Origin of the sequence: Kistimonas asteriae, from assembly GCF_018263925.1 — a bacterium.
Classification (GTDB): domain Bacteria; phylum Pseudomonadota; class Gammaproteobacteria; order Pseudomonadales; family Endozoicomonadaceae; genus Kistimonas; species Kistimonas asteriae.
In genome coordinates this window covers 105,966-119,676 of sequence record NZ_JAEVHF010000002.1, presented here as the reverse complement: position 1 = coordinate 119,676, position 13,711 = coordinate 105,966, and the positions used below count along the sequence as shown (strand labels likewise).

The following is a 13,711-nucleotide window of genomic DNA, read 5'->3' as shown; positions in this document are numbered from 1 at the left end:
CTCCTCATTAAAGCATCGTAGCGAACGATCCGATGATACGGTAAGACCAATCGTTACATCACGGATAACGGACACCCGCTATGTCAACCGCCAAACTGATGGGATTATTGCTCATGGCGCTGTTCCTCACCATTTGCCTGATTGCCGCTGCGGGCTACTGGTGGGTCAGCAATAATCTGGAACACTACGCCAACCTCTACGACGAGGTGGTAGAAGAAAGTGCCGGCAGCGCTGCAGAAGACTGCGTCACACAAAGCCTGCAATGGTCACAGACATGTGAGTGGTCATCCCTGTCCTGTCGAATCGAACTCCGGTTACGCACCCAGGCCTGCCTGAGCGTCGCCACCAATCGTGACTGGTTCTGCAAGCAGACACCGGGCTCCGAGGAAATCCTCAAGCGCGCTTCATGGGTGCTGGAATCCTGCGAGGACCCTGAGTATCACGATTACCCGTTATGCACGGATATCTTTGAGGGGGTTTTCGAAGCCTGTAACGATGAACCGGGAACCCCGTAATTCAATTCACTGTCTACTATAGGTCAAAGGTACCCGGACACGATCCGGGCAAGGCCAACAACAACCGCCGGTGACATGCCCTTTTCAGGGGCATTCAGGGAGTTGCCATGGAAAACCAGGTTCTGATCAGCATTCTGATCCTCTCCATTGTCTCCGAGTCTATTGCCGGCGCCCTGTCTGCCGGGCGCAAGGGGATGGATCCATTCGGGGTGGTGATCATTGCTTTCGCCACGGCGCTGGGCGGCGGCACCCTGCGGGATGTCTTCCTGAACAATTTCCCCCTGCTGTGGATTCGCTGGCCGGAAGTCATCTGGATCTGCCTGGCAGCCGCCCTGACCACCATCCTGATAAGGCGCTATCTCAACCACCTGCTGCGGGTCTTCCTGTTTTTCGATGCCGTCGGGGTCACCGGGCTGTCCATCATCGGTGCCCATATCGCCCTGGATCATGGGCACGGCTATACGATTGCCACGCTGTCAGCCCTGTTGACCGGCGTATTCGGGGGGATTATCCGGGATGTGCTCTGTGGCGATGTGCCCTGGGTCTTCCGTAAGGAGCTCTATGCCACGGTCTCCCTATTCGCGACCGGCCTCTATGTCGGCCTCACCCATACGCCCTTGGATCCGATACTGATCATCGCTATCGTGATGGTGTCTGGGGTAACCCTGCGGATGCTGGCGCTGAAATACCATATCACCCTACCCATCTTCCTGTATGATGGCCCTTCCTCAGACTGAAGCCTCTCTGGAGCTGTCCCATGGTATTCCTGCGCCGTTGTCTACCATTGCTCTGCCTTGGCCTGCTTGGCTGTGAATCCCTATCCACGACCCAGTCAGCCAATACCCCACCGCCCTGTTCGCCCGAATGGAACCAGAGGGTAGAACATCTGATCGGAACCGGAGATGGGTATGGTCACGGACCGGATATTGGCTCTTCTGAATGGTATTACGTGATTCACCGCAGACTTCGCTGGTCAGAACCAGCCAACCCCCAACCGGGTTCTCCAGCCTGGTGCCAACGGGTTGATCAGGCCATCCAGAAGATGAAATAGCCTGGAAACAACAAGCCTTATAGTCAGCCCTCAATCAGGCCTTCAGCGCCGTGCACTATTGCCTGGTCAGAATCGGGAACTTTATTGTCAGCACGTTATCAAAAATAAGAATAACGGTGTTCAGACAGGTAAAAGGCTTGACCCCGTATAGACAACAGCAAGGATGTAAAGCCGTTTTCAAGGAGAAGTAATTATGTGGTCATGGATTCAAACCAGTTTGACAGCAGGTGCTTTACTCATATCACTCGGCATGACAACCATCATGGCAAATGAAGCGACAGATATTGAGATAGCCACTGAAAATCATCAGCCATCTCTCCCCCCGCACGACGACACACCATCAGAACAACCAGGAAAAAACTACCGGTTGGCAGACTACCACTATTTTGTGAATACCAGCGATCACATTATCACCTTCTATGTGGGTGACTTTATTCCCGAAACCGTAACGCTCTACCCAGGGCAAGGGCGCTATATTTATATGTCGACGCGGCATCAGACCATTGAAATAGGACATGCTTGGTAAACATGGTGCTTAAATAGTTAACCTGCTCCATAATTTATGCCAGTAGATTGCCTCTAAACACGACAGGTTATAATCATTATCAAAGCTATCAAAACTTAAAAGATCAGCCGATTTCTTTTGAAGTCGATTCTCCAGTCTCTCCATCAATTTTATTTCTGGCTTTGTGATTGGGTTACTCTTCCCATAAAAAAACTGCACATAAATCCTCACAAGGCTTTGCCAATTAGTTGCCCTAACTCCTCTCCGCAACAAATTATTAGCTTGATTCTTAATTTGACGGATATCCACATCTTCTCTCGGATAGCGTATACACATACTGTCAAGCACGACTTGCTTCAAAGAGTCGGGTTCTACTTCATTAAGATTTTGCCGACTTTCACAGGTAAGTAGTGAGAAAATAGCAATTTTCGATTGTATGTTTTTATCATTATTAACTAACCAGAAAGCCTCTGGGTTATCATTATGAAATTGATTTACGAGCAACTTATAATTTTCATACAGCTCCTCATCTCGTTGCTCAACAGGTTGCCTCTGATAGTGCAAACAAACGTCACACACAAATTTAATATCCACTTTAATGTCTTTGGTATCAATATGGCGCCAAAAAGGGACAGGTTTTGAGGCTGCAATGTTTTCAAGATTCATGACTCGATTGACTTCACCTGACAAAATCAAACCACTGAGCTGATTTCTCCATTCAGGTCCTAAAATAATGCCACATTCTTCTAGAGGGATAGCCCCACCAGGACTGTTCGCTTTGGCCTGCAAAGCACTGTTAAATGCCTCTGCCCGAAAGTACCTACGCATCGCCATTCCTTCTGGAATACTTGTACCTTTCAAGCTGTTCTGATCCTGCAATTCTACCGTTGGAGTGCGTAAATACATCAATCTCAGTTGCTGTATATACATAAGACCATCTTTAACAACCAGATGAAAATCAGATGTTGTACTTTCTGGTAGATTTTGAACCACAAAGGCTGTCTCCGAAGCACGATGAGATTCAATAGCGTGCAAAAACATATTCCTATACATTCTTGTTTTTAAAGCATTATTTTCTATGCGTTTGAAAAGTCGGCTAGCACATGTCGTAGTGCGACAAACCGCGATTGGACATTGCGCATCTTCACACCATAACAATTGTTCAATAATCTCTACAATCGGCACAGTCTTATCAGCAAAGACTATTTCATTACAAATCGCAGCTTCAGCACCCTCCTGCGGGGATAGACTGGCAGGCAAGGCATTATTTGCGATCTCCTTCAGTGTTAAGTGTCGAAGCGACTGATCTGACTCTAATTCGATGTTTTCACCTTCGTAATAAGTATCCATTACTCTTCTTATCACATAATCATCCACTATTATCTTCATGCTGTCAGAAATCAATATAATTTGACGATTCTCAAAATAATTCAAAACCCCTAAAACATGGTCAACTTCATCCCGTTCAAACCATTGATTAAATCCTTGTTCGAAGCACCAGTTTAAATAGCCAGAAAACAGTTCCAGACATTCAACCTCATATTCATCAAGAGATTTACCAGCACATTGATAAATGTACAAACGTTGCAAATTCACCATCATCATGTGCATAAATAGTTTTGCACAACGTTGATGGTCTTCTCCCGCTACAATACACGGAATAACTGATTGAACGGGCCTGAGCGCATTTTCCACATCTTCCGCCTCAGAAATCTCATAATCAACGCGCAAAAGATAGTTCAGAATATCCGTCACATTATCGTGGGTGAGTTCCTTGTGCTTACCAACAAACGACAAGTACTTACCCCTGGTATGGCCGAGGTCGCTCATAAGAACCGGGGGATAAGACTCTCGTTTCATGAGTATGTTATCAACATAGCTATCGATATCATCAATTTCGATATCTTCTCTACTTTCTATCGATGACTCATCATCACTGATTTTCTCCACAGGGGTTGGTAACAGTGCAGAGAAATGCGCTTCTTTACTATGAAGACTCCTTGCAACTGACTCGGATAACCCTTTTGCCAAAGCAACATTAATAATCTCACCTTCCCCTCCGTCTTTTCTATTTTCTGCATTCGAAATGCTAACAAGTGCTACATGCAGCACTTCTAACCAATCAACAGGTAATCTCTCTTGAATATCGTGTTCAACTGACAATTTAACAATACCTAACAATTGATTAGTACAAGCATCTTTATCTTTAATTTTTTGTGGGGTTATCCAATCTGAATACTGTGTCATTCGAATCAGCAACAATCTTAAAAGCAGGTCTTTTATATCATCATCAAAAATATCTTGATCAAAAACATTCCTTAATACACTTTCAAAAATTTTCAACCTATTTTCATTTGATATAGGTCGATACCAGCATAAAAGCACATACAAAAAGTGTTCATGTAACTCGTAACTATTGAATTCATCTCCCGTCACCGTTAAAGCACGCTCAACGTTAAGAGGTTCATCTTTTGTTCTATTTTCGGCATCAGAATCTTCAATTTCGTCGTTCACAAGCTGGCTAACCAATTGTGTTGTTTTATCTAATTTTTGTCCCCATAGCTCCTCAAATATCTTCGCCTGAATATCCTTATAATTCTCAACGCCCTGCTGCGAAAAACGATCTAATAGTCTCAGCGACTTCTCTAAAAACCATTGTTCAATATACTGTGACTGGTGTATACCTCTAACAAGCGTCCATCTGACCATTTCTGCTATAAGCTCAATGTAACTCCATACTGTTGCTCTTGGGGCCTCATGATTGAAAAAGTACTCCCAAAAATCAATCAACCTATAAAGGAAAAACGCTGACAGCAACTTTCTATCGCGCACATCAACTTTGTCAATAGCAATCTGGATGGACTCCAGTTTATCCCCAATAATCGAATCTTCTTTCACCCTATATCTAATCAAAAGAAGATTCATTATGACATCTAATGAATTCTCTTTAACACCACCACTTTCCGTTTCATAATTACTCAGTGGGGGTAGGCATCGTTCATTAATAGTACTCTCATACTGTCTATCCCACAGTATTTTTTCAACTTCCTCCACTGCATCGGCTGGCGACCAAAACTGAGTAAAATATACAGTATCACTTTCTTCTTGATCAGAGGGTAAACCCTGCTGCCCTGTTAATTCTTGACCTTTCTGAGCTTCTACTAATGATGATTTTTTCTTTTCTATAGCATCAAAATATTCATGGATTTTTGTCAAGATAAAACTGCGTGTTGTTTCATCAACAGCTGGAAACCATTCACTATCTTCTTTATCTAAAGTTTGTTTCAACCAGTCTGGTTCTAAAAGCAAGTGCGCATTAAAACAGAAACCGAATTTTACCAAGTCAAGCAATGTTCTCCTATCATCAGCTGTCATCAAGATTTGTTCTTGAGAAAGAACAAATCTATTAAACAAAGGCATAACCTTATAAAACCAAGACCACATAAATAACTGTTTATAGACTGGCTGTTGAATTTTGCTAAGACACACCCTGAGCAGACTTAATTTCCGTATATAGTCTGGATCCTGCTCTACATTTTCATCTGGCAAGCCGGCAACATAAAATATGATGCCTCTTGCATCACTCTCTTCCAAGTATTTACTTTGATAACAGGCATCAATGAATTTCTGTTTATTATAGCCCCATGAGGGTTCAACAGATACAGTTCCAGGCCGCAGCACTTGATTTTTTAAAGCCTCAACTATCACTATAAGACCCTTTACTTCCTTCTCTTTGCGTAGATATGGTCCAAGCCCGCTGTGCCTTTGACTATAAAGCTCATCAATAAAATGACCTAGTTCATCACATTGAGTCTCAAGGTGTCGTTTTATGTCAACAGGATCATAACCACATATTTTAATTTTTACCTCAGCCTCTGCTCCCCTTGATAAACCAGCTTGCTTTACCTTTAGGGATTGCGGCGTTACAGTTACGGCCTTATCGCTTTTTTCAGGTACCGTTACATCATAGCTCCCTTTCACCCCCTCCCCTTCTTCATCAGATAATTGTTCATCAGATGAAGGTTCCTTAGGCATCACTGAAGCATCCTCAGCCTCGTGAGCTCCGGGTAAATTCATCCGAGCATTATATACATCTTGATATAACCCCCTCGCTTCATCCCTCCGATTTGATGTAGTTTCAAGAGCATTTTCTAGTAACTTAAGGTGTATAACAGATAAATTTTCATGGATACCGTTTCTTATCGCATATTCAATCAATCGGTAAGCTCGGTCAAATAATAAGTCTTCCTCTTCCTTTAATTCATTCGTTAAAATCACAAACACATCAATTAGTAAAACAAGCCACATCTTTGATAACAAACCCTCATCATGTATTGGTATTTTTTTTGCCAATAGGTTTTTTTGAATATTTTCTAAAACATGAACTCTAGCTACCCCATCATCAAAAAAACACCATGAAAGCACAAGAATTTCATAGTGCATACGTACATCATGGGAATTAGCCATATCCCTATCATCTATATCCAGAGGCTTAGCATGTTCAGGCCGCCGGTATTCTCGAGCTTGTATTTCCGCATTAGCGCGATCAATATCACAAGCTACTATCTTCCTAACCAGCTGTCGTCTTAACTCTAATTTATTTCTTTCTTCGACTTCTTTTAATAGAACACTTCGAATATCATCACATTCACAGTTAATTCTCATTAACGATTCTATATTTTCCACTGCTTTTTCGAGAACATTTGACCCTAGACAAAGCGAAGACAACAGTTTTTTTTCAGATATCATCTCGCGCAATACACCTAAGATCGAGTTAATATTGCGCTTTTTAAGCCTTGATTTTAGTGCAAGAGTTTGAAGATACTCCAGGTACTGAAAAACCCTGAAATACCAGAAGGATTGAGCAATCTCTTTATCCTCTACTTTTAGTTTAAAAAACATTCTCTTAACAGAACGCAATGCTTGCATCATATATTTATGATCATCTAATTTTTGAGCTATTAATAATGTATACTGCAATACACAGGTTGTATGTGGGAAAAGATTACCTTCTCTATCCAGAAACATCTCTAATGGCGGTAATGACGATATATCAATAGAATCGTCAGTAGCGGAACCTGCCAAAATCTCTATCACCTTTTGCTTCGTAGATTCATAGCCCCACTCCTGTTTTATTTGCTCAATTTCAGCAGAGGCTTTATATTGACCGGATCCTACTCCTTGTTCCTCGCTGACATAACGTTCTAATATTTCTCTTTTTTCAAGATATTCTTTTAATTTATCAATAATTACTGTTCGTTTCGAAAGATCTTGTTCCTCAAATTTTTCAACCCCCATATTATTCTTAATTTCTTCTATAAGTCGTGCAGGTAACAAACAGTACAACTCATTATGACAACCATACATCATCATCATCATTAATTGAGACTTAGCCGAATCCTGACAATACCCTTTCCCCCCGTAAGCAAGTAATGCTTTGAAAAACAAGGATGCTTTATAAAACCATATTTTCGCAAAAACCTGTTTCCATGCGCCAGATTCAGTCGCATGCAACGCCTTCCTTATTTCCATTAATTTTTCTATTTCGACATCAACGACATTTCGATCACCGGTTATAATTTGTGCTGCTTCAAACATTGGTTTGACAACATTAGTTTCAAGCGGTTCTTCCCATTCCCACTCTCCAGGAACAATAACACTCTCTGGATTTAAGTACCTCTTATCTATTGCTTCATTGATGGTCAAAAGAGCTCGTTTTTTATTTGGATCAAGTGATTCGGCATCCTTAATGACCTTTTCCACATCAACCAGTTCGTATTTATGAAAAACTTTAAAATCACTCGCTTTTGAAACACGTTGCTCCAACGACTCAGTTAATTCACCCACTGAAACAACGGCTACTTTTCTTTTCCAATGCGGTAATACTTCGCTTGCTGAAGCACTTACACTTGATTCTGGTGATGCAAAATAACGTTCAAAACCCGGTGGCACACTGACATGGGTCGTTTGCATGCGGCCACGCATGGCCTGCGCATGCGCCCCCCCCGATCGTCGCACTGCAGGTGGTGTACTTGGAGGTGTTTCTGAAGGTGTTCTTGGACCTGGAGCCTGTGCCATTCCCTTGCCTCTCTGTTGGATTTCACAAGCATCAGACAGGCGATGTATCAGTTAGTTCAATTCAAATGCCTTACAATCAGCAGACATAAAAAAACCGGCCACATGGGCCGGTAAAAAATCCCTGGCATTGAAAACAGGGGTCACTGTTTTCCGCCTTAACTACCTCTCACAGTCATTCCATGTTTGGTAGCCGACAGTGTCAGCGACACTGTCGGGCTTGTTTGTCGTCTTTACATTGTCGCAGTAAAGGTACGGGTAATAACGTCGCGCTGCTGCTCTGGGGTCAGAGAGTTGAAGCGTACCGCGTAGCCAGACACACGGATGGTCAGGCTTGGGTACTTCTCCGGGTTCTCCACGGCGTCTTCCAGCATTTCACGGTTCAGCACGTTCACGTTCAGGTGCTGACCACCTTCACGGGAATCTTCGTGGTGGAAGTAACCGTCCAGCAGGCCGGCCAGGTTACGCTGACGGTTGCCGTCGTCCTTGCCCAGCGCCTTCGGCACAATGGAGAAGGTGTAGGAGATACCGTCTTTCGCATAGGCGAAAGGCAGTTTAGCCACAGAGCTCAGGGATGCAACCGCACCGCTGGTGTCACGGCCGTGCATCGGGTTGGCGCCAGGACCGAAAGGCTGACCTGCACGACGACCGTCCGGGGTGTTACCGGTCTTCTTGCCATACACAACGTTAGAAGTGATGGTCAGGATAGACTGGGTCGGTACCGCGTTACGGTAAGTCTTGTGGGAAGCAACCTTCTTCATGAAGCTTTCCACCAGCTCGCAAGCGATGCTGTCAACGCGGTCATCGTTGTTACCGAACTTCGGATAGTCACCTTCGATTTCGAAATCGACGGCAATACCGTTTTCGTCACGTACCGGCTTAACTTTCGCGTACTTGATGGCAGACAGGGAGTCCGCCGCGATGGACAGACCCGCGATACCACACGCCATGGTGCGATAAACGTCACGGTCGTGCAGCGCCATCAGGGCGGCTTCGTAGCTGTACTTGTCGTGCATGTAGTGAATGCAGTTCAGTGCAGTCACGTACTGGGTTGCCAGCCAGTCCATGAAGTTGTCCAGACGGTTGTAAACGTCTTCGTATTCCAGTACGTCCGCAGTGATTGCGTCAGTCTTGGGACCGATCTGGGTCTTCAGCTTCTCGTCCACACCGCCGTTGATTGCGTACAGCAGGGTCTTGGCCAGGTTGGCACGAGCGCCGAAGAACTGCATCTGCTTACCAACGATCATCGGTGATACGCAGCAGGCGATGGCGTAATCGTCGCTGTCCATGTCAGGACGCATCAGGTCATCGTTTTCGTACTGGATGGAGCTGGTGTCGATGGAAACCTTCGCACAGTACTCCTTGAAGCCCTGGGGCAGCTGCTCGGACCACAGAACAGTGATGTTCGGCTCCGGGCTCGGGCCCATGTTGTACAGGGTGTTCAGGAAACGGAAGCTGGTCTTGCTGACCAGGGTACGGCCGTCCAGACCCATACCACCGATGGACTCAGTCGCCCAGATAGGATCTCCGGAGAACAACTGATCATAGTCAGGAGTACGCAGGAAACGCACCATACGCAGCTTCATGACGAAGTGGTCGATGTATTCCTGAGCTTCCTGCTCAGTGATGGTGCCGTTGTCCAGGTCACGCTGGATGTAGATATCCAGGAAGGTGGAGGCACGGCCCAGGGACATGGCAGCGCCATTCTGGGATTTAACCGCAGCCAGGTAACCGAAGTAGGTCCATTGAACCGCTTCACGGGCGTTGGTTGCAGGACCGGAGATATCGCAGCCGTACTTGGCGGCCATCTCTTTCATCTGCTGCAGGGCACGGTACTGGTCGAAGATCTCTTCGCGCAGACGAATCGTCGCTTCCAGGTCTTCGCCGGCATTCAGTTTTTCTTCCAGGGACGCGTGAGAACGTGCCTTGTCCTTCATCAGGGCGTCGATGCCGTACAGGGCAACACGACGGTAGTCACCAATGATACGGCCACGTCCGTAGGCATCGGGCAGACCGGTCAGAACACCGGACTTACGGCAGTCACGGATGGACTTGGTGTAGACGTCGAAAACACCCTGGTTGTGAGTCTTGCGGTACTCGGTGAAGATCTTCAGGGTATCAGCGTCCAGCTCACGGTTGTACGCTTCACAGGAAGCCTCAACCATGCGGATACCGCCGTTCGGCAGGATCGCACGCTTCAGGGGCGCATCAGTCTGCAGACCAACGATGGTCTCCAGGTCCTTGATGATGTAACCGGCATCGTGGCTGGTGATGGTAGACGGCAGCTTGGTGTCGAAATCCAGCGGCGCGTGGGTCTTGTTCTCGACCTTGATGCCTTCCAGGACGTCAATCCACAGCTTGTCAGTGGCCTCAGTCGGGCCGGCCAGGAAGGTGTGATCCCCTTCAAACGGGGTGTAGTTTTTCTGGATGAAGTCACGAACGTCAACGGACTCTGTCCACTGACCGTGCTCGAAACCTTCCCAGGCGGCGCTCATGGTTTCAGTTGTCATGGCTATACCTACTGTGCTTCTCGTTAACTGACAGACAGGGCAGCCCATGGGGACTGCCCTACCATCTTTTACTGTTGCCCGGCGTCGGCCTGAATCGCAGTCAGGGCGATGGTGTAGACAATGTCGTCTACCAGCGCGCCGCGGGACAGGTCGTTAACGGGCTTACGGAGACCCTGGAGCATCGGGCCGACACTTACGACGTTGGCGCTACGCTGTACCGCCTTGTAAGTGGTGTTTCCGGTGTTCAGGTCGGGGAATACAAATACGGTGGCGCGGCCGGCAACATCACTGTTCGGTGCCTTGCTGCGGGCAACGTCTTCGACAGACGCCGCGTCGTACTGCAGCGGACCGTCGATCATCAGGTCAGGGCGACGCTCGCGGGCGATACGGGTCGCTTCACGGACTTTCTCAACATCGCTGCCGATGCCGGAGTCGCCGGTGCTGTAACTAATCATGGCGACGCGGGGGTCAACACCGAATGCGGCGGCAGAATCAGCGCTCTGAATGGCGATGTCAGCCAGCTGTTCAGCGGTCGGATCCGGGTTAACGGCGCAGTCACCGTAAACCAGTACCTGTTCCGGCATCAGCATGAAGAAGATGGAGGAAACGTTCGCGGCATCAGGACGGGTCTTGATCAACTGGAACGCAGGACGGATAGTGTTCGCGGTGGTGTGAACCGCACCGGAAACCAGACCGTCAACGTCATTCATAGCCAGCATCATGGTGCCCAGAACAACCGTGTCTTCCAGTTGCGCTTCCGCCATCGGTGCAGTCAGACCTTTGCTCTTACGCAGCTCAACCATCGGGTCAATATACTGGGTACGAGTGGTCTCAGGATCCAGAATTTCCAGACCTTCCGGCAGGGTGATGCCCTGGCTTTCAGCCACAGCCTCGATCACCTCACGCTTGCCCAGCAGGACACAGTTGGCAATACCACGTTCCTGACAGATAACCGCCGCACGGATCGTACGCGGCTCATCACCTTCCGGTAGAACAACACGCTTGTTGGCCTGTTGCGCCTTGCGTACCAGCTGGTAACGGAATGCCGGCGGAGAAAGACGGGATTCAACGGTGGTGGCAATCGCGCTCTGCAGCCAGTCCACATTGATGTGATCAGCCACGGTCTCCATGACCATCTCGATCCGCTCCAGGTCATCGGCCGGTACGCTGTTGTGCATACGGTCCATGCGAGTTGCGGTTTCGTAGGAGCTGGATTCAGTCATTAACACGGGCAGGCCACTGCTCAGCAGGGAAGGCTTGACCAGGTTGATGATAGAGTCTGCCGGCTGGTTACCACCGGTGATCAACAGACCAGCCAGGGGCACACCATTCTGTGCAGCCATAGAGGTCGCCAGGATGACGTCGTCACGGTCGCCAGGGGTGATGATCAGGGTGCCAGGCTTCAGGTGGTGAGCCATGTTCGCGGCAGTGCGCGCGCACAGCACACGGGAGGTCACACGACGCTGGTTTATTTCACCTTCAAACAGGATTTCAGCGCCGAGGTTGTCAGCAATATCCCGGGTACGGGCGGCTGACAGCTCTTCACGCATGGGGATGTAGCCCATGGGCATAGCGCGGTTGCAGGCGATGTCCGGCAGTGGCTTGAACTCACCGTCAGGATTCAGTTCAGCCAGGCTCGCTTCGTCCATCTTGTTCAGGACATAGCCCAGTACGTACTTGCTGCACAAACCACCGTAGTTGTCTGCCGCGATTTCCAACTGGTCCGCGACGTCTGCCAGGGTTTCATCTTCGTCACGCTGGCCAACCAGAACCACCTTGCTGTTCAGGGTCTTGGCGATTTCGCTGTTCAGGCGTGGCACATAAGGCGCGTCACGGGTCGGGATCAGACCTTCAACGATAACCACATCCGCACCGGCGCAGGCGCGGTCGAAGTTGGCGACGATCTCTTCCATCAGAACGTCGGATTTATTGTCACCCAGCAAATCTTCCACACGGTTCATGGTGATCGGCTGAACGGTTTGCTGGCTGAGCACGGAGCGGGCCATTTCCACGGAACGCTCAGGGCCATTTTCACCCGGACGCGGCTGGGCTACCGGCTTGAAGAAACAGACGCGGCATCCGAGCTTATCAAGGGCGCGAACCATACCCAGGGCAACGGACGTAAGACCAACCCCATAATGTGTGGGTGCAACAAAAAACGTGTGCATACTGACTGAATAGAGACCTGATAACTGAGAAACAACTGTAGTCGTTAATCGTCGTTTTTGACGCGATAGCGACTACACCGCTTTTGAAGGCTGACTCCCGGTAAGGGATTAGCCTTCTCCGGATTTACGCTGTCGTATGTACAGATAGACGGTGTGCTTGGACACGCCGAGTTTACCTGCAACCAGCGGCACACTTTCCTTGATATCAAAGATACCCTTGTCGTACAGGGCCATAATGATGTGCTTATTTTTCACCTTGTTGGACAGCTGGTGATCGCTGTTGATTTCCTGAATGGTATTGTCGACCGTGCTCTCCACCAGGTCGTCGACGCTGGAGGGGAAGTGCTCGGTCACCGCCATTTCACTGTCAACACCACCCACAAATGCCTGCAGGAAGTCCGCGGCAGGAATGCTCATGTTAATGTTAATACAGAGCATGCCAATGGGACGGTTCTGGCCGTTACGAATAACACTGCTTGTGGATTTCAGCAGCTGGCCGTCAGGCGTGCGCTTGAAGGTGGTGCGGATATCACTGCCCGGCTGGCTGGCAATTTCATGCAGCTGGCGCAGGGCACCGGCAGTAATGGGATTATGGACACTGCGACCGGTCGTCATGCCGTTGGCAATCTTGACGATCGACTGGTTGAGGTCTTCCAGGGAGTGCAATGCAACTTCACAGCTCATACCCAGAATAGCGGCAATACCGTCTACCACGGTTTCCATGGAACGGATAATCTGGCGGTCTTCCTCAGTGAAAGGACCACTGCGCCAGGCAGGCTCGTCATCCGGCAATTGCAGCCTGTTAGGTTGAGTGTGAATGTCTTCCAACACAGTGACAGCTTCTCCCGAAGACGCTTGGTCGTACCTGACCCGAATACTGAAATAAT

8 protein-coding genes are annotated in these 13,711 nt (G+C 48.0%); 4 read left to right on the top strand and 4 right to left on the bottom strand.

Going from position 1 to position 13,711, the window contains the following annotated elements:
- The first annotated feature begins 80 nt into the window (after positions 1-80).
- From KHS78_RS02825 to KHS78_RS02810, 4 genes are all read left to right on the top strand, one after another.
- Positions 81-515 (top strand): hypothetical protein, encoded by a 435-nt coding sequence (locus KHS78_RS02825; protein ID WP_211824940.1) that lies wholly within the window; start codon positions 81-83, stop codon positions 513-515.
- Between the two features lie 107 nt (positions 516-622).
- Positions 623-1,252, top strand: a complete 630-nt coding sequence (locus KHS78_RS02820) for a trimeric intracellular cation channel family protein (RefSeq protein WP_211824939.1) — start codon at positions 623-625, stop codon at positions 1,250-1,252.
- 20 nt (positions 1,253-1,272) lie between these two features.
- The gene (locus KHS78_RS02815; protein ID WP_211824938.1) at positions 1,273-1,566 is read left to right on the top strand and encodes a hypothetical protein; all 294 of its coding nucleotides are present in this window, start codon (positions 1,273-1,275) and stop codon (positions 1,564-1,566) included.
- 193 nt (positions 1,567-1,759) lie between these two features.
- Complete coding sequence (locus KHS78_RS02810) at positions 1,760-2,092, top strand: hypothetical protein (RefSeq protein ID WP_211824937.1); 333 nt, start codon at positions 1,760-1,762, stop codon at positions 2,090-2,092.
- Positions 2,093-2,101: 9 nt separating this feature from the next.
- Here KHS78_RS02810 and KHS78_RS02805 read toward each other — a convergent pair whose 3' ends face one another.
- The 4 genes from KHS78_RS02805 to KHS78_RS02790 form a co-directional block, all read right to left on the bottom strand.
- Positions 2,102-8,149, bottom strand: a complete 6,048-nt coding sequence (locus KHS78_RS02805; protein WP_211824936.1) for a hypothetical protein — start codon at positions 8,147-8,149, stop codon at positions 2,102-2,104.
- Between the two features lie 230 nt (positions 8,150-8,379).
- Positions 8,380-10,656, bottom strand: coding sequence for a formate C-acetyltransferase (pflB, locus tag KHS78_RS02800; RefSeq protein WP_425513952.1), 2,277 nt, complete (start codon positions 10,654-10,656; stop codon positions 8,380-8,382).
- A gap of 68 nt (positions 10,657-10,724) precedes the next feature.
- Complete coding sequence (gene pta / locus KHS78_RS02795; protein WP_211824935.1) at positions 10,725-12,824, bottom strand: phosphate acetyltransferase; 2,100 nt, start codon at positions 12,822-12,824, stop codon at positions 10,725-10,727.
- Between the two features lie 108 nt (positions 12,825-12,932).
- Entirely contained in the window at positions 12,933-13,655 is a 723-nt protein-coding gene (locus KHS78_RS02790; protein WP_211824934.1) for a helix-turn-helix transcriptional regulator, read from the bottom strand.
- Positions 13,656-13,711 lie beyond the last annotated feature (56 nt).